14 protein-coding genes are annotated in these 17858 nt (G+C 66.8%); 6 read left to right on the forward strand and 8 right to left on the reverse strand.

Annotation, left to right across the window (positions count from 1 at the left end; genetic code table 11):
- Window positions 1-48: 48 nt before the first annotated feature.
- Entirely contained in the window at window positions 49-1227 is a 1179-nt protein-coding gene (locus ACQHI0_RS06055; protein ID WP_427906932.1) for a serine hydrolase domain-containing protein, read from the reverse strand.
- A 106-nt stretch (window positions 1228-1333) separates the two neighbouring features.
- On the opposite strand from ACQHI0_RS06055, the gene ACQHI0_RS06060 reads away from it, so the two are divergent.
- The 3 genes from ACQHI0_RS06060 to ACQHI0_RS06070 all read left to right on the forward strand — a co-directional run bounded on the left by ACQHI0_RS06060 (window position 1334) and on the right by ACQHI0_RS06070 (window position 4356).
- The gene (locus ACQHI0_RS06060; protein ID WP_427906933.1) at window positions 1334-2056 is read left to right on the forward strand and encodes a GntR family transcriptional regulator; all 723 of its coding nucleotides are present in this window, start codon (window positions 1334-1336) and stop codon (window positions 2054-2056) included.
- A gap of 84 nt (window positions 2057-2140) precedes the next feature.
- Window positions 2141-3628, forward strand: a complete 1488-nt coding sequence (locus ACQHI0_RS06065) for an NCS1 family nucleobase:cation symporter-1 (RefSeq protein WP_427906934.1) — start codon at window positions 2141-2143, stop codon at window positions 3626-3628.
- Complete coding sequence (locus ACQHI0_RS06070; protein WP_427906935.1) at window positions 3628-4356, forward strand: aspartate/glutamate racemase family protein; 729 nt, start codon at window positions 3628-3630, stop codon at window positions 4354-4356. The genes ACQHI0_RS06065 and ACQHI0_RS06070 overlap by 1 nt, the downstream gene beginning before the upstream one ends.
- Before the next feature lie 7 nt (window positions 4357-4363).
- Here ACQHI0_RS06070 and ACQHI0_RS06075 read toward each other — a convergent pair whose 3' ends face one another.
- The 5 genes from ACQHI0_RS06075 to ACQHI0_RS06095 all read right to left on the reverse strand — a co-directional run bounded on the left by ACQHI0_RS06075 (window position 4364) and on the right by ACQHI0_RS06095 (window position 9120).
- Window positions 4364-4717 (reverse strand): hypothetical protein, encoded by a 354-nt coding sequence (locus tag ACQHI0_RS06075; RefSeq protein ID WP_427906936.1) that lies wholly within the window; start codon window positions 4715-4717, stop codon window positions 4364-4366.
- Window positions 4718-4907: 190 nt separating this feature from the next.
- The gene (idi, locus tag ACQHI0_RS06080; protein ID WP_427906937.1) at window positions 4908-5468 is read right to left on the reverse strand and encodes an isopentenyl-diphosphate Delta-isomerase; all 561 of its coding nucleotides are present in this window, start codon (window positions 5466-5468) and stop codon (window positions 4908-4910) included.
- Window positions 5465-6337: a geranyl diphosphate 2-C-methyltransferase gene (locus tag ACQHI0_RS06085; RefSeq protein ID WP_427906938.1), complete on the reverse strand. Its 873-nt coding sequence runs from the start codon at window positions 6335-6337 to the stop codon at window positions 5465-5467. Before ACQHI0_RS06085 ends, idi begins: the two co-directional genes overlap by 4 nt.
- Window positions 6334-7701, reverse strand: coding sequence for a family 2 encapsulin nanocompartment cargo protein terpene cyclase (locus ACQHI0_RS06090; protein ID WP_427906939.1), 1368 nt, complete (start codon window positions 7699-7701; stop codon window positions 6334-6336). The genes ACQHI0_RS06085 and ACQHI0_RS06090 overlap by 4 nt, the downstream gene beginning before the upstream one ends.
- 12 nt (window positions 7702-7713) lie before the next feature.
- Window positions 7714-9120: a family 2B encapsulin nanocompartment shell protein gene (locus ACQHI0_RS06095; RefSeq protein ID WP_427906940.1), complete on the reverse strand. Its 1407-nt coding sequence runs from the start codon at window positions 9118-9120 to the stop codon at window positions 7714-7716.
- A 530-nt stretch (window positions 9121-9650) separates the two neighbouring features.
- Here ACQHI0_RS06095 and ACQHI0_RS06100 point away from each other — a divergent pair.
- Entirely contained in the window at window positions 9651-12608 is a 2958-nt protein-coding gene (locus ACQHI0_RS06100; RefSeq protein ID WP_427906941.1) for an AMP-binding protein, read from the forward strand.
- A 173-nt stretch (window positions 12609-12781) separates the two neighbouring features.
- On the opposite strand, the gene rffA is transcribed toward ACQHI0_RS06100, so the two are convergent.
- On the reverse strand, window positions 12782-13918 hold the full coding sequence (rffA, locus tag ACQHI0_RS06105) for a dTDP-4-amino-4,6-dideoxygalactose transaminase (protein ID WP_427906942.1): 1137 nt from the start codon (window positions 13916-13918) through the stop codon (window positions 12782-12784).
- Window positions 13915-14955 carry a glycosyltransferase gene (locus ACQHI0_RS06110; RefSeq protein ID WP_427909095.1) on the reverse strand — a complete coding sequence of 347 codons (1041 nt, stop codon included), beginning with the start codon at window positions 14953-14955 and terminating at the stop codon, window positions 13915-13917. Before ACQHI0_RS06110 ends, rffA begins: the two co-directional genes overlap by 4 nt.
- A 222-nt stretch (window positions 14956-15177) precedes the next feature.
- Between ACQHI0_RS06110 and ACQHI0_RS06115 the strand changes: the two genes are divergently transcribed.
- Both ACQHI0_RS06115 and ACQHI0_RS06120 read left to right on the forward strand, forming a co-directional pair.
- On the forward strand, window positions 15178-17418 hold the full coding sequence (locus tag ACQHI0_RS06115; protein ID WP_427909096.1) for a hypothetical protein: 2241 nt from the start codon (window positions 15178-15180) through the stop codon (window positions 17416-17418).
- The gene (locus tag ACQHI0_RS06120) at window positions 17415-17858 is read left to right on the forward strand and encodes a GtrA family protein (RefSeq protein WP_427906943.1); all 444 of its coding nucleotides are present in this window, start codon (window positions 17415-17417) and stop codon (window positions 17856-17858) included. Before ACQHI0_RS06115 ends, ACQHI0_RS06120 begins: the two co-directional genes overlap by 4 nt.

Genomic DNA, 17858 nt, shown 5'->3' on the forward strand with positions numbered 1-17858 from the left:
CAGGTGTTGCGTCCATATTGTGCAGTGATCAACCGCCCAGCGAGTAGCTCATGACAGTGGCGACGCCTTCGCGATGTTGTGGGCGATGGTGCCGAGACGGGTGAGGCGAGCGTCGCCGAGCGGGGTGAGTTTGCCGCCGAGCCGATTGGTGACGAAGGCGAGGGAGAGGCCGGTCTCGGGATCGGCGAAGGCGCCCGAGCCGCCGAGACCGAAGTGGCCGAAGGCGGAGATCGGGTCGGCCTTGGACGGCTTCATCGGGACGCCATGGAAGCCCATGGCCCAGGGGATGCGAAATGCCAGGACATAGTCGGGGGTGAAGACCTGGCGGGTGGCGAAGCGGGGGATCGAGTCAGGGGAGAGGATGCGGGTGCCGCCGAGTTCGCCGCCATTGGCCAGGGCGGCATAGACACGGGCGAGAGCGCGGGCGGAGAAGACGCCGTTCACGCCGGGCATCACCGAATCGTGCACGCGCTCATCGACGATCAGCTCGGCGAAACCGCGCGGAGTGGTCTCCGCGGCGGCGGCGAAGCGGGTGCGGGTCAGCAGATCGGAGCCGGTGTCCCAGTTCATGCCCGCGGCCCGCAGACGCGGGAAGGTGGCGGCGATGCGATGGCGCTGGTCGTGCGGTACCCGGAACCAGAGTTCCTCGGCAGCAAGGGGTTCGGCGAGTTCGGTGCGCACGACATCGACGAACTCGCGGCCGGTGACCCGCTGCACGATCTCGGCGGCCAAGTGCCCGTAGCTGATTCCGTGATAGCCGCTGGTGATCAGGTGCCGGGGGTCGGGTGTGGCCGCGGCCAGCGCGGCGGTGACGGCCTTGTCGTCGAGGAAACTCTCGATCGGGCCGGGCAGCAGACCGCGCAGCCGGTGCAGGCCGGCGCGGTGGGTGAGCACATCGCGCACGGTGATGCCGGCCTTGCCCGCCGCGGCGAACTCCGGCCAGTACTCGGCGACCGGGCTGTCGTAGTCGAGTTGCCCACGATCGGCCAACTGGTGAATCACCGTGGAGGCCACGCCTTTTCCGGTGGAGAAGCCCAATGCCACCGAATCGGCTGTCCACGGCACACCCGGACTCGCGTATCCGGCCCACACATCGACCACCGGTTCGCCGTGCAGGTACACGCACAGGGCGCCACCGCCGTGCGAGGGCTTGCGGAACAGGTGGTCGAACACGGTGACCAAGCGGACGAAACGGCGATCCACCGACTGCGCTGTCGAAACTCCCATCGTTCGAGCATGCCATCACGCACTGGGGACCGGTCGGTACGGTGATCGTTTCCTAACTGTCACATCGAACAGTCCGCGCGCAATAAACCGTCCATAGCATGTGTGTATGCCCCCGAGACGACGATCGGCGCTGCTCGCAGGGCTTGTGGTCGATGAGCCAGGCCGACCGCAGGTGATTCTGGGCGAACTGCGCCGGGTGATCCTCGACGGTGCCGTACCGCCGTGCACCGTGATCCCGCTGCGGGAAGTCGCCGAGCTGTTCGGCGTGAGTCACATCCCCGTCCGCGAGGCGCTCAAAACGCTGATCGGGGAGGGCCTGGTCACCCACCGCCAGCAGCGCGGCTACCAGGTGGCCCAGCTCACGGCCCGTGAACTGCGCGAAATGTACATCGTGCGTGACACTTTGGAGACGGCCTCGCTCGCCGCGGCCGCGACACACGCCGACGAGGCCGAACGCGCGCACCTGCTCGCGGTGAACGACTTACTCGAACGCGCCATCCTCGACGACGACCCCGAGGCCTACCAGCGCCAGTCCCGCAGCTTCCATGTGGCGCTGACCAGGCCGTCGAGGATGTTCCGGCTGCTACACATGCTCGAATCCGCGTGGAATGTCACCGAACCGGTGCAGTCGATGGTTCATATCGACCGGCTCGACCGCGAGCGCCTGCACATCGACCACATCGCCATGCTCGACGCGTTTCTCGCCCGCGATGTCGACCGCCTGCTCGTGACCGCCGAAGAGCACCACCGCAGGTTGGAAACGGTGGTCGCCACCCTGCCGACCGATACCGGACTGCTCGCGCCGGAAGATATATCTTCGGTGCAATAGGGGTGAAATTCCCGGGAAACCGCTGGGCAACCGCTGATACTTACCGTCAGTTCAGCAGATGTACCCCTTCGGACGGGAACGATCATGACCGACACCCTTACGTCCTCGGCGGTTCCCGCCGGTGAACCACCCACCTATGATCCGCGGCTCACGAATGAGGACTTGGCACCGCTGCGCAAGCAGAGTTGGGGCACTTACAATATCTTCGCCTTCTGGATGTCGGACGTGCACAGCGTCGGCGGATATGTCACGGCGGGAAGCCTTTTCGCGCTCGGACTGGCCAGCTGGCAGGTGCTCGTCGCACTACTCATCGGCATCACTATCGTGTATTTTTTCTGCAATCTGGTGGCGAAACCGAGTCAGATCACCGGGGTGCCCTATCCGGTGATCTGCCGCAGCGCGTTCGGCGTGCTCGGCGCGAACATTCCGGCGATCATCCGCGGTTTGATCGCGGTGGCCTGGTACGGCATTCAGACGTTTCTCGCCTCGGCGGCACTGGATGTCGTTCTGGTGAAACTGTTTCCGGGACTGGCGCCCTATGCCGTCACCGCCGATTACGGGTTCTTGGGACTCTCGGCGCTCGGCTGGGGCAGCTTCTTGCTGTTGTGGGTGCTGCAGGCGTGTGTGTTCTGGCGCGGCATGGAATCGATCCGCAAGTTCATCGACTTCTGCGGTCCCGCTGTTTATGTGGTCATGTTCGTGCTGTGCGGCTATCTCATCGCGAAGGCCGGGTGGAGTGCCATCGACCTGAAACTGGGCGATGTGCGATACACCGGCTGGGCTTCGGTGCCGGTCATGCTCGGCGCGATCGCGCTCGTGGTGTCGTATTTCTCGGGCCCGATGCTCAATTTCGGTGACTTCTCCCGCTACGGCAAGAGTTTCGCCGCGGTGAAGAAAGGGAACTTCCTCGGACTTCCGGTGAACTTCCTGGTCTTCTCGGTGCTGGTCGTGGTCACGGCCTCGCTGACCTTGCCGGTGTATGGCGAACTCATCACCGATCCGGTCGCCACCGTCGCCAAGATCGATTCCACGTTCGCGATCGTGCTCGGCGCACTCACCTTCACCATCGCCACCATCGGCATCAATATCGTCGCCAACTTCATCTCGCCGGCTTTCGATTTCTCGAACGTGAGTCCGCAGCGGATCAGCTGGCGGGCGGGCGGCATGATCGCGGCGGTCGGTTCGGTGCTGATCACGCCATGGAATCTGTACAACAATCCCGACGTGATCCACTACACCCTCGAGGTGCTCGGCGCCTTTATCGGACCGTTGTTCGGGGTGCTGATCTGCGATTACTACCTGGTGCGTAAGCAGAAGGTGGTCGTCGACGATCTGTTCACGATGTCGGAGCAGGGAACCTATTACTACACGAAGGGCTATCACCCGGCCGCGGTCATCGCGACCGCCGTCGCCGCCGCGATCGCGGTGTTCCCGGTGCTGGCCAACAGCCTGCCCGGCATGCACACCGCCGCCAAGTACAGCTGGTTCATCGGGTGCGGCGTGGGTTTTGTTCTCTACTACCTGCTGACCGGTGCCCGGCGCACGGCAGCGGCCGAGGAGGTCGGTGCTTGATGCGCATCCGGGTCGTCAACCCGAATACCACGCGGGCGATGACCGACACGATCGAGCAGTGTGCGCTGGCCGTCGCAGGCCCGGGCACACTGCTCGACGCGGTCACCTCCGAGATCGGGCCCGCCTCGATCGAGAGTCATTACGACGAGGCGATGAGCGTGCCGGGGCTGCTCGCCGCGATCCGGCAGGGAGAAGCCGACGGTGTGGACGGGTATGTCGTCGCCTGCTTCGGTGATCCGGGATTGGACGCGGCGCGCGAACTCGCGGTCGGCCCGGTGATCGGGATCGCGGAGGCGGCAATGCGCACCGCGAGCCATCTCGGTCGCGGATTCAGTGTTGTCACTACGCTCGGGCGCACCATCGGGCGGGCTGCGGATCTGGCGGAACACTATGGGATGCAACGGTTCTGCCGGGGGATTCACGCGTGTGAGATACCGGTGCTCGCGCTCGATACCGATCCGGACGCGCGCAAGATCGTCACCGAGGCGTGCCGGGCGGCTGTCGCGCAGGACGGGTCCGACGCGGTGGTACTGGGTTGTGCGGGCATGGCCGAGCTGTGCGCGCACATTCGTGACGAGATCGGGGTGCCGGTGATCGACGGTGTCGCGGCGGCGACGCTGACCGTGCAGTCGCTGCTGACGATGGGTCTGCGCAAGTCGGGGAGGGGAGAGTTCGCGACGCCGCCGCCGAAGACCTATCTCGGTCTGCTGGAATCCTTCGGTTCGTGAGTGCCGGTCAGACGCCGGCGGCCTGGGTGCTCAGTGCGTTCAGCACGGCATGGAGATCGTCGACGTCGACGACCAGCCGGGTGAAGTCGGGCCCGTCCAGATCGATCCGGACGGCGCTGCCACCGAACGTGGTGTCCCAGAACTCTTTCCGTCCCTTGCCACGGTAGACACCGGCGGCGATCACACCGGGGATGAAGGTGCCGGGGGCACGGACCCACGGCGGGCGCAGGTCCACCTCCGCGGTGGCGATCTCGGTGATCGCGGCACGGTCGATCACGACCTGCTGGCGCAGAGCGAGTAGGCGATGCCCACCGAGCACATTGACCGTCACCGTGTCGTCGTTGATCTCGACCTCGACCATCGCTATCACCCTCACTCGCCGTCGTGCGAACCGTTCGATATCCAGCTTGGCCGGGTGGCCTGGTCGCGGACTGTGGTGAGCCTGTGAGTTCCCCAAGGAACTCAGAAACATCGGCAAATATAGATATGCGCATCTATCGCGAGCCCTTTCAATGGGGACCGAACGGAGAAAGATCACAAGGACGCGGAGGTCAGGGGCGGTACGCGTGGGTGGCGATCTCGAGTACCTCGGCCAGCCATGGCGTGTACTTGCCGGGGTTCGCCGTCATATCGGCACGCAGGGCCTGGGGGGAGGTCCACGCCCAGGAGCCGATTTCGGCGGGGTCCGGCCTGGGCGGCAGGTCACCTACCGCACCGATCAAGACGTGGTCGTATTCGTGTTCGACCCGGCCGGTCGCGTCGTCGCCCGCACGGTAGGTGAACGTGTCCACCTCGGTGAGGTCGGCCGCCATTCCGAATTCCTCGCGCAACCGGATCGCGGCGGCCTCGGTGACCGCCTGACCGGGTGCCGGATGTCCACAGCAGGTATTGGCCCACTGCAGGGGGAAGCGAGTTTTCACCGCGGCGCGCTGCTGGAGCAGGACGTCACCGCGCCGGTCGAACAGCAGCACGGAGAAGGCGCGGTGGAGCGTGCCCGGGGGCCGATGGGCATCGGCCACCGAGCACGCTCCGATCGCTGCGCCTGCGTCGTCGACCAGCTCGACAAGCATGGTTTCGCGGTCGGTCGACGGGTCGGCGAGCTTCTCGGTCACCTGGCCACCTTATCGGCGACGATCAGCAGGTATTGGAAGCTCCCCTCGCGGTAGGCGGTGAGGAATGGCTGCTCGACGCCGGTGGCGAGCTCGGAATGGGTGCGCAGTTCCCAGTACGGGATGGTGTCGGGGGTGAGGTCGACGACCGTGGTGGGGACAAGGCCGCTGTCGGACATGGCGCGGAAGTACTCGCTGCGCGGATGGATCATGCAGCCGTAGTGCGCGTCGATCCAGCTGACCGAGGCGGATCGGCCGCCGGTGACATCGTTGGAGCAGCCGGTGATGCACACATAGCGGCCGCCCGGCTCGAGCACGCGGGCGAATTCGTCGTACAGATCGAAAAGGTCTACGTACATGGTGGTTTCGTTGGTCCAGATGGCGCGCGCCGACTCGTCGGCGAAGCCGGTGTCGAGCATATTGCGGAAGTGGAACCCGACCCGTTCGGTCACGCCGCGGGTCTTGGCCTGCTCGTTGGCGAAGCCGACCTGATACTCGGAGATGCTGACGCCGTCGACGTGGCAGCCGAAGCGGTCCGCGGCCATGAAGCTGGTGCCGCCGCGGCCCGAGCCACCGTCGATGAGCCGGTCGTCGGGAGTGATGCCGCCGAGATTGTCGAGCAGATAGTCGGCCTGGGCGGTCTCGAGGCGGTGCAGTTCGCGCACGATCCGATCCTGGCGGGTCTGTTCGGGGCCTTCGAGCACCGACCAGTCGGGTTCGCCGATGCCGTAGTGGTGGTGGTAGAGGCCGTCGACCTTGCCGAGCTCGGTGTTGACCCGGTCGTCGTTGGGATTGTTGTTCCAGTACGCCGCGACCGAACGCTGGTAGGTGGTGCGCAGGACCGAGCGGTCGGGGGTGTTGACGATGGTCATCTGTCGTCCTCTCCTGGGGTGATGTCGTGGTAGCGACGGCTGCCCGCGTGCCAGGCGCGGTTGCCGCCCATCCAGGCCCACAGCCCGGCCAGGAAGCGGCGCAGTTGGGGTGAGCCCGCGGCGGCGAGTGGGGCCGCCTCCCGTTCGAAGCGGTGCATCAGTTCGTCGTGGATCTGGGCGGTTCGCTGCACAGCCTCGGTCCGGCTACAGCCCTCCTCGGCGGCAAGGACCGTCGGCAGGTTGAACTCCCTGCCGCCCGAAAGATCCTCGCGCGCCATCGAATACAGGTCGTTCACCATCTGGGCGGCCAGCGCGGCGGTGGTGGTCACCCGTCGGACTGCCGGGTCGGCGTAGTCGGCGGCGGTGAGTTCGTAGCCGCCGACCACGTCGATCGGTGCCATGCACGGCAGGAAACTGTGTGGCTGTCGATTGGTCAGGTACTCCCAGACCGGCGGCATCCGGTCCGCGGCGCGCCAGCCGGCCTCGGCGCCGAGTGCGATGAACCATCCCGCGATCTCGGTGCGTAACCGGGCCAGTTGCGCTGGGCTCGCGTACCCCGCCAGGTGCGCGAACGAGGTGCGGAACGCGCGCAGAATCGGGTCGGCCTGCATGGCCTGTTCGAGCCTGGGCGCGTACTGCGCGGGCAGATGAGCCGGATCCATCGCCGCGGCGGCTAATTCGAGCCGTGGCCCGAGTTCGGCGGCCGCGCTGGACGGAGTTCCGTCGGGTGCGGTGTCACCAGGGGCGTCCTCCTCGCAGTAGTAGTCGTCGACCGACCATTCCGCTACCGCGCAGCGCGCGGCGGCCAGTAGCAGGTCCGGGTCGTCGCAATCGGGATGGGCGAGCATGATCAGCCGGCCGAAGTCGGCCTTGCCGAGTTCGTCGAGACGGCCCTCGTAGAGCCCGATTTCGGCGGCCCAGGCGAGCAGACCCGCATTGACCGCTTCGGCCAGAGCCGGGTCGTCACGCTCGGGAGGTGGACAGTAGAGGGTGGGAATTACCTGTGGTCCACCGGAATTCGCCGATCCGGCGGGCTGTGCGGTGGCGGGCTGCCGCGTCGGGAACGGTCGCAGGCCCGAAGTGCCCATCCCCGTCGGACCGAGTAAGTGGCGTGGCGAGACGCTGCCGACCCGGTGTGGAATGCGAGTGCCCGAATCGGGTGCGGTGGGTGAAGTCCGTTGCGTGAGCGATGATTTCGGTACGGCGGGTCGAGGTGGCGACAAGAGCGCCGAGGTCCGGCGGGGGAGCGTCACGGTGCCGGCGAACAAGTCAGCCGGGGCGGTGGCGCCGTGCAACAGGGCCGCCACCGCCACGGCCAGATCGCCGGCCGCGATCGGGGCGCCCGCCCTGGTGAGGATGGACACGATCCGCGCCGATCAGTCGGCCCGGCGCGCGACGAGCACGTCGTCGAGCACGCCGAGTGCGTCGGGAACGAGGACAGCCGCGGAGTAGTAGCAGCTCACCAGGTACGACATGATCGACTGGTCGTCGATCTGCTTGAACCGGACATTGAGGCTCGGCTCGTATTCGTCGGGAATGCCCGTCTGGTGCAGGCCGACGACGCCCTGATCCTTCTCGCCGATGCGCATCGCCATGATCGAGGTGGTCTGGGTGTCGCTGACCGGAATCTTGCCGCACGGCAGCAGCGGCACTCCCCGCCAGGCGGGCACGCGATGGCCCTGGTACTCCACGGGATCGGGATACAGTCCGCGGCGCGAACATTCGCGGCCGAACGCGGCGATCGCTTTCGGGTGTGCGAGGAGGAACTTGGTGCCGCGCCGCATGCTGAGCAGTTCGTCCATGTCGTCGGGGGTCGGCGCTCCGGCCTCGGTGGTGATGCGCTGCTTGAGATCGCAGTTGTGCAGCAGACCGAATTCGGGGTTGTTCACCAGGTCGTATTCGCGCCGCTCGTAGAGGGCTTCGACGGTGAGCCGCAACTGCTGTTCGACCTGGTTCATCGGATCGTTGAACAGGTCCGCGACGCGAGTGTGGATCCGCAGCACGCTCTGGGCCAGGCTGAGTTCGTACTCGCGCGGGCTGGCGTCGTAGTCGACGAAGGTGCCCTCGAGCAGGGGTTCGCCGGAGTGCCCGGAGGAGATCTCGATATCGGCTTCGCCCTTGGAGTTCTTGATCCGGCTCGACAGCTGGGCCGCTTCGGCGCGGATCTGTTCCAGCTCCGGATTCTGCTCGAGGAATTGTTCGAATTGTTGTCTCGGCAGGCAGAGAATGGTGGTTCTGGTGACAGTCTTCACCGTGTCCGGCCAGATCGCCGAGGGGTCGGTGAGCATTTCCTCGCCGTAGTAGTCACCGCCGGACAACATGCCGAGTTTGGTGGACTCGCCGTACTCACCGGAGCCGAGCCGGGCGAGTTTCCCGTGGACGACCAGGATCACCTGATCCATCGGATTGCCGAATTCGGCGACGACCGTGCCCGGATCGAGGTCGTATTGCACGAAATTGTCCGCGAGTGGTCGCAGGAGCTGGTCGTCGTCGATATCGCGCAGCGGCGGGAGTTCGCGCAATTCCTGGGGAATCACCCTGGCCCTCGATCCGTCGACGACGAATTCGACTTCGCCGTTGCCGACGGTATGGGTGAGCCTGCGGTTGACCCGGTAGATACCGCCCGCGACCTGGACCCATGGCAGGGCGCGGGACAGCCAGCGCGAGCTGATGCCCTGCATCTGCGGTTCGGACTTGGTGGTGTGTGTCAGCTTTTGCGCGGCCGTGGTGCTCAGGCTCTTGCGCACGGAATTGTCTGTGGGCAATGGCATTTCGATGGTCATGGCATATGTCCTCACCTCGGGACGGAAATCGGCACGGCCGATCGACCTGTGTGGCGCGACAGTGCGCGACAGGCTTGGGGGTGGGTAACAGTGCGAAGCGAATGGTCCTGCGCCGAATAACCGGGCGTGTGAAACGGTGTTACACGAAACTTGATGTGCGTCAGTACGTTCCGGACTCCCATGATGGTAGGGGGTCACGGTGGCCGCGCGCCACACATTCGGGAAAACATGGCGATGACCGGGAGAACCGTTGTGCGGGAGGCGATTGCGGACACAGCGGTGTCCGGAGATGGTCCGTGGATCGACACCGCGAACAGGCGGAGGCCGTTATCGTCGACGGACTGCTGCTCGGCCTCATCGCGGCGGTGCACGCCGCCACCATCGACCAATCGCCCGATGTGAGGTGAATCGCCGCAACATGCGGCCTGTCACAGCCGACACATAATGGAGGTCCGGTGTGGCAAGCTCATATGAGCACATCGGGGTGTGTGAGGTGTGTCACTTTGAGCAGGTAGGGCCAGGTGGGAACGGTGGATATCAGTCCAAAAGGTGTGGTCGGTTCGGTGCAGCGGTTGCTGGCTACCGCGCAGAACGGGCTGGAGGTGATCCGCTTCGGCGGGTTGTCACACGATGTCGAGTCCTCGCCCTTCGAGGTCGTCGAGCGTCGGCGCATGTATCGGCTACGGCACTACTTCCCCGACGACACGACGCCAGGTCGTCCGGTGGCGCTGCTGGTACCGCCGCTGATGGTGAACGCCGACATCTGGGACGTGAACGCGGCGGGCGGCGCGGTCGGCATCCTGCACGCCAGCGGAATCGACTGCTGGGTCATCGATTTCGGCTCCCCCGCGACGGAAGAAGGCGGCTGGGAGCGCGATCTGGCCGACCACGTGTTGGCGGTGAACTCGGCCATCGACACCGTCTGTGAGACCACCGGCGCCCAGCTGCACCTGATGGGGTACTCGCAGGGCGGCATGTTCGCCTACCAGACCACCGCTTACCGCTACGGCAAAGGCGTGGCCTCCATCGTCACCTTCGGCAGTCCCGTCGACATCGTCAACGGTATGCCGTTCGGGCTGCCCTACGGCGTGGTCTCCGAGGTCGCCGACTTCCTGGCCGACCATGTGATGCACCGGCTGCCGATCACCGAGTCGATGGTGCGCATCGGCTTCCAGATGCTCGACCCGGTGAAGACCGCCAAGTCGCGCATCGACTTCCTGCTGCAATTGCACGACCGGGAAGCGTTGCTGCCCAAGGAACGTCAGCGCCGCTTCCTCAACAGCGAAGGCTGGGTGGGGTATTCGGGTCCCGCGGTGGCCGATCTGCTCAAGCAGTTCGTCGCCCACAACCGGATGATGCTCGGCGGCTTCGTGATTCGCGACCACCCGGTGTCGCTGGCCGAGCTGAAGTGCCCAATCCTGGCGTTCGTCGGCGAGGTCGACGATATCGGTCAGCCCGCCGCGGTGCGTGGCATCGTGCGAGCCGCGCCCAATGCCGAGGTGTACGAAGCGAGTTTGGTGGCAGGCCATTTCGGGCTCGTCGCCGGTTCGACGGCTACCAACCACACCTGGCCGATGGTGTGCGACTGGATCGCCTGGATGGACGGCAACGGCACGCTGCCCGAGCAGATCGTGCCCATGCAGGAACACGTCGCGAGCAACGCGCCGCGCACCGCCGCCACCCGGATGGTGCACACCGCGGCCGGGCTGGCCGAGGCGGGCGCGGGCGTGGGCAAGGCACTGGAAGGCATCGCGGGCAACACGATTCGCGGTTCGCTCGAAATGGCAGGCGAGGCCGCGCGGGCGCTGCCCCGGCTGACCCGGCTCGGGATGATCCAGCCGCACACCCGCATCTCGCTCGGCAAACTGCTCAGTGAGCACGCGAGCCGCGCGCCGCAGAAGGATCTGGTCCTGTTCGACGACCGGGTACACACCAATGCCGCCGTCGAGGAACGCGTCGACAATGTGGTGCGCGGCCTGATCTCCGTCGGTATCCGGCCCGCCATGCGCGTCGGGATCATGATGGAGACGCGTCCGAGTGCCCTGGCTTCGGTCGCCGCCCTCTCGCGGATCGGTGCCGTCGCGGTGCTGCTCGCACCGGGCGCCGAACTCGACCGGGCCATCGACCTGACCGGCGTGCAGACGCTGATCACCGACCCGGAGAACCTGCGCGCGGCCGCCGCGACCGCCGCCAGAGTGCTCGTACTCGGTGGCGGCGTTGCGCGCCGGCTCGCCGTGCCTGCCAGTGATCGGGTGATCGACCTCGAGCAGATCGACCCGGCGACAGTTCGGGTGCCCGCGTGGTACCGGCCGAACCCGGGTCTGGCGCGTGAACTCGCGTTCGTGCTCGTCCTCGGCTCCGGTGAGCGCCTGGAGGCGAAGTACATCACCAACCATCGCTGGGCGCTGTCGGCGTTCGGCACCGCGAGCGCGGCCGACCTCGATCGTCGCGACACCGTGTACTGCCTTGCGCCACTGCATCACTCGTCCGGGCTACTGGTGAGCCTCGGCGGGGCGATCGCGGGCGGCAGCCGGATCGCACTGGCCAGGCCGAGGGACATGGACCCGGGCCGCTTCGCCGAAGAGGTGCACCGTTACGGCGTCACCGTCGTCACCTACACCTGGACCATGCTGCGCGACCTGCTCGACTCACAGGTCTTCCCCGCGGGCCACAACCATCCGATCCGGCTGTTCATCGGTTCCGGGATGCCCGCCGGTCTGTGGCGGCGCACCGTCGAACAGTTCGACCCGGCCAGGGTGCTCGAGTTCTACGCCTCGATCGACGGTGACGTGGTGCTGGCCAATGTCACCGGCGCCAAGATCGGGTCGAAGGGCAGGCCGGTGCCCGGCACCGCGCGCGTCGAACTGGTCGCCTACGACCCGGTCAGCGAGCAGATCCTCGTCGGCGACGACGGGTTCGCCCGCCGCTGCGCCGACAACGAACCCGGGCTGCTGCTCGGCAAGGCCGTCGACGGTGGCGACATCTCCGACGGCGGGTTGCGCGGTGTGTTCCGGGCCGGCGACGCCTGGTGGCCGACGGAGAACCTGTTCCGGCGTGACAGCGACGGTGACTACTGGTTGGTCGACCGCCGTGACACGGTGATCCGCACGGCACGCGGGCCGGTGTTCACCCAGCCGATCGTGGACGTCCTCAACGACATCACGCCGGTCGACATGGAGGTCGCGTTCGGGCTGAAGACGCCCGCGGGCATCATCGCCGCGGCCGCGCTGAGCGTGCGCCGCGGGTTCCGGATCGAACCAGGCGATGTCACCGAGGCGATGCGCGGGCTGGAGCGCGGCCAGCGCCCGGACCTGGTGTACGTCGTCGACGAGATCCCGCGCAGTTCCAGCTTCCGCCCCTCGGCGTCGGCGGTGCAGGCCGCGGGTCTGCCCAAGGCGGGGCCGGGCACCTGGATCTACAACCGGGAAACCGAGACCTACGAGGTGCTCTCGGACGCGGCAGCGGCGACGTTGTTCGGCGGGAGCTGACCCGCGGCCGACTCAGCCGCGGCTCATCGCGCGAAAAAGGCCGCCCGGCGAAACCGGGCGGCCTTTTTCGCACGAGACCGCCGGTTCCGCCGCGCCTGCACCGCAGCGACTTTCGTTCGAAGGGCTGAGGCTCCGCGAAGCGATGGTCGGCGGCCGAGGTAGTGGCAGCGCTGTTACACCTGGTATTCGGTGACCGCGTCGACGACACGGCCGAGCTGAGCCTCGCTGAGCAACGGCCACAGTGGCAGGCGCACGATCGTCGCCGAGAAGTTCGCCGAGCGCGTGCACGGCACCGGGGTGCGGCCGTACTTGAGGCCCGCTGGGCTCGAATCCAGCGGAATGTAGTGGAACGGCGCGACGATGCCGCGTTCGGCGAGGTGGGCGATGATGCCGTCGCGGCTGTCCTCGGTGGGCATGCGCAGGTAGAACAGGTGCGCGGTGTGGCCCGAGTCGGCGGGCACCGTCATCGGACGCACGTCGTTGCGCGCGGCCCAAGCGGGTAGCGCGGCCGCGTAGGTGTCCCACACACGGTGGCGGTTGGCCTGGATGGTGTCGAATTCGGCCAGCTGCGCGTCGAGCACGGCGGCGTTGAGTTCGCTGGGCAGGTAGCTGGAACCGATGTCCTGCCAGGAGTACTTGTCCACCTGGCCGCGCAGGAAGCGAGCGCGGTCGGTGCCTTTCTCCCGCATGATCTCGGCGCGACCCATCAGGATCTCGTCCGAGAGCAGCAGCGCGCCACCTTCACCGCAGTGCACGTTCTTGGTGTCGTGGAAACTCTGCGTGCCGAGGGTGCCGATCGTGCCGAGCTGCCTGCCGCGCCAGGTGCCACCGAGGCCGTGCGCGTTGTCCTCGATGATCGCCACACCGTGCTGAGCCGCGAGTTCCAGCAGCGGCTCCATGTCGGCAGCCACACCGCCGTAGTGCATCACCACGATCGCCTTGGTGCGGTCGGTGATCGCGGCGGCCGCGGCGGCGGGGTCGATATTGCCGGTGGACTCGTCGATGTCGACGAACACACAGGTCGAGCCACGCAAGGCCATCGAGGTGGCCGCGGAGGTGAACGCGAAGCTGGGGACGATCACCTCGTCGTCAGGCCCCAATTCCAGTAGCAGCGCGCCCAATTCGAGTGCGTGTGTGCAGGAGGTGGTGAGCAGCGCGTGATCGGCGCCGGTGATGGCCTTGATCTTCGCTGTCGCCGACTTGGTGAACTGACCGTCGCCGTGACTGTGATCGGAATCGAGCACGGTCATCAGATTGGGGCGTTCAGCGGCAGCGCGGAACGGCCTGCTGAAGATGATGCGGTCGCTCACGCGCGATGGCCCTTCTCCGTCGCGGCTGCCGGTACCGCGGCGTCGACTCGATGGTTCACGGCCGGCGCATGCATCGTATCCGGGCGCGGTGTGGGGGTCTGCACGGTGAGGTAGAGCGGCTTGCCGACCAGGATATGCAGTGCGACACCGAGATACTCGGCGATCAGACCGAGCGAGAACAGCATCGCGCCCGAGCACAGCAGCATGACGACGATGATCGACGCCCAGCCCTCGGGATCATGATTGTCCTGCGTCAAAGCCTGCACGATGACGACCGCGGCCATGATCACCCCGGCCAGCGCGAGGGTGACCCCGAGCATGCTCACCAGCCGCAGACCGCGAGTGCCGCTGCACAGCACCATCTTCCAGAACAGCGAGAACAGGCGGCGATAGTTGTAGCCGGACTCCTCGCGCCCCTCCGCGCGCAGCACCACCGGCACCGACACCGCGTTGCCGACCACCCAGGTGAGCGCCACGTCCAGGTACACGCCGTTGGCCGCGACCTCGGCGAGCTGACGGCCGATGTCACCGCGGATCAGCCGGAAGCTCTCGAAGCGGGTCGAATCCGGGAACGCGAACACCGTCGCGAGCACGATCTTGGCGCCGCGTGAGGTGAGATTGCGCAGGAAGCCGTGCGGTCGGGTGTTGGACGGTTTCGAATAGACCAGGTCCGCGCGCGAGGCCAGCGCCGCGTCGAGGAAATCGGCGATGAACGCGGGGTCGTGCTGACCGTCCTCGTCCATCGTGACGATCCAGTCGCCCTGTGCCGCAGCCATCCCGGCGATAGTGGCCGCGTCCTGACCGAAGTTGCGGCTCAACCAGACTGCGCGCACCTGCGGGAAGGAGCCTTCCAACTCCTGCAGGACAACGTCGGAGCGGTCGGGACCGTTGTCGTGCACGAGGATGATCTCCTCGACCGCGAATCGGGCGCCCGCCACCGTCGTGCTCGGGCCCGTCAACCGGTCCAGCTCGGCGACCAGCGCCGTGATCGTTTCCTCGCCCCGATACACCGGGACGACCACCGACACCGAATGCACCGGGCTCGACCCGTTGCGCTCGGGCGCGCCCGCACGCACGACAGTGCCGGGCCTGGACAGAGGTGCGGACGGTATCGGCATCGGCGGACACTTTCGGTATATCGAAGGTATTGATCCAACAGTGTGCGCACTTTAACACCGGGCCGTGACACGTCGGTGGTAGCGATCCCGCTGTGCGACGGTGCCAGTCGGGGCTTGTGCCTGTAGGGTCTGTTCCTCGTGGTGGAAAGTAGAACCCCGTCCCGTCGTTCCGTCTATATCTGGGGCTTGATCACCTCCCTCGGAGTGATCGCGGGCTATGGTGCGGTTCTCCTCGCCAACGTGCGGCATTTCTATACCGACGACACCGAATCCCAGTACGTCCCACTGTGGGTGATGCTCGGTAACCGGCTGCGCAACGGTGATCTGCCGGTGATGGTGCCCGAGCACTGGATGGCCGGAAACTACGCGATCGAGGAAGCGGGCCTGCTGAATCCGCCGCAGCTGCTGATCGATCTGATCGCACCCTCGGTGGACAACCTGGTGTTGTACGCGACCGTGGTGAAGCTGATCTTCGCGATCATCCTCGGCCTCGGCGTGTATCGGATCTGCCTGGCCTACGGCTCGCGCGTGCAGTGGGCTGCGCTGGCCGGTGTCTCGATCCCGTTCACCGGTTGGCTGCTGTTCTTCGACGAGGCCAGCTGGATGACTGCCTTCACCGGCACCGCGTGGATGGTGCACGCGTGGGCTTCGGGCGTTCGTTACTCGCGTGGTCGCGGCGGGCCGATCCCGGTGTTCGTGTATCTCTACCTGGCGATTTCGGTGCAGTACATTTTCCCGGCGGTGGAGGCCGGTCTGATGATCGGTGCGGTCGCGGTCGGTGAGCTGATCTACCAGCGGACCTGGCGCCCGTCACTGAAACTGCTGATGGTCGCCGGCTTGGCGGCGCTGGCAGGCGCGGCGACCTACCTGCCGAGCATGCTGTCGGCGAAGGTCACCTGGCGTGGCACCGCCCAGATCAACAACGACATGTTCCTCACCGTGCCGTGGTCGGAATCGCTGAACGCGAGCCTGCCCTCGACCCTGCCCGCCTTCACCTCGTGGTGGGGTTACGTGCAGCCGCTGCCGGTGGTCTACATCGCCTGGTTCCTGATTCCGGCCCTGGCGTTCATCGACTGGGGCAAAGCGCGCGCGGCCTGGCGCGAGCTCAGCGGGATCGGCCTGTTCGCGATCGCGGCGCTGATGTGGACGGCCGGTCCCGGCACGATCGGCCCGCTGCGCTGGCCCGCCCGGGTGCTGCCGATGGTGGCGCTCGGCCTGCTGCTGCTGGTGTGTGTGCTGCTCGGGCGGTTCGCGACCTTCAAGGACTGGCGTGCGCGGGGGATCGCGGCGGCGGTGCTGATCGGACTGCTGTGGGTGCGGTCGTTCTCGGCCGACCCGCACAACTGGATCGCGCATGTGATCGCCGCGCTGGCCATCGCGGCGCTCGGGGCCGCGCTGGTGTGGCTGGCGGTGAACAAGGGGATCTCGGCGGCGGTCGCGCTGGCGATCATCGCGGTGTCCCCGATCGCCTATGTGCAGGTGGAGCGGGCGCAGCCGACGCCGATGAGCTGGAATCTGCCCAGCGACCGGGCCGCGGCGCGCGCGGCGTTCCCGGAGTTCGCGGGGACCACGCTGCAGCTCGGCGATCGCGCACTCATCCAGCCGGGGGAGCGCACCCTCGACGGCGCCTACGGCTCGCTGGTGTTCGGCAACTACGCCAAGGACATCGAGCGCACCTATGTCAGCGGCTACACCCCGAACGGCCATTTCTGGTTCGGCGACATGCTCTGCATGCGCTGGGACACCAGCGTGTGCCCGGACGCCTACCGCCGCGCGTTCGCGGTCGAGCCGTCGACGGGCAAAACCGTCGTCGACCTGATGAACATCGACCGGGTGGTCCTGCAACGCGCGCTCTACCCCGCCGCCCGTACCGAGCCCGCGCCCGCGGGGTGGAAATGGGTCGACTACCCCGGCCACGAGAACTACATCTCGGTCCTCGAACGCGAGGACGGGCTGATCTCCACCCGCAACGGCCGGATCTCGGCGGTCAAGGACGCGACCGCGGTCTCGACCGCCGAGAGCGATACGACGAGCCGGGTCACCGTGAGCTCCGAGGCCGGTGGCAGCGTGGTGTTCGCGCGGCTGGGCTGGCCGGGTTACCGGGTAAGTCTGGACGGCAAGGACATCCCGTTCAAGGTCGTCGCGAAGAGTTTCGTCGCCGTCGACATTCCGGCGGGGACGAAGAACGGCGATCTCGAGCTGACCTGGCGGCCGCCGGGCTGGAAGATCGGTGGCGCCGCGATCGGCCTCGGACTGCTCGGACTCGCAGTGTTCCAGTGGCTGTACGTGCGCGGACGCAAGCCCGATGACGAGGAGCGCGACGCGCCGGCGGCGGAGTCGATCGCCGATGACGACGCCGCGCTCGCGGACGCGGTGCGATGACGACCGAGGCGGTCGGCGGTGTGCTCGAGACCCCAGGTCCGCTGCTGCGGATCGTGAAACGTCAGGAGCTGGCGTTCGCGATCGTCGGCGGTTTCAACACGCTGCTCGGCATGGCGCTGGTCGTGTTCTGGCTGCATGTGCTCGGCGACGGCAGGCCCGGCTTGGCTGTTGTCGCCGCCTACGCGGTGAGCACGGTGGTCGCGTTCGTGCTGCATCGCACGCTGGTGTTCCGGGTCCACGGCCACCTCCTACGCGACTTCCTCGCGTTCTGCGGGGTCAACGCGGGCGGCATGGTGCTCAACGTGATCCTGGTGGAACTCGCGGTCACCGTCCTCGGATTCCCCGCCACGCCCACCTCGGTGATCGTCATGGGTCTGGTCGCGGTGCTCAGCTTCTTCGGACACCGCTACATCTCGTTCCGGCGGGCGCGGGTAGGTTAG

The sequence above is a fragment of the Nocardia sp. FBN12 genome (assembly GCF_050320175.1).
Lineage (GTDB): Bacteria > Actinomycetota > Actinomycetes > Mycobacteriales > Mycobacteriaceae > Nocardia.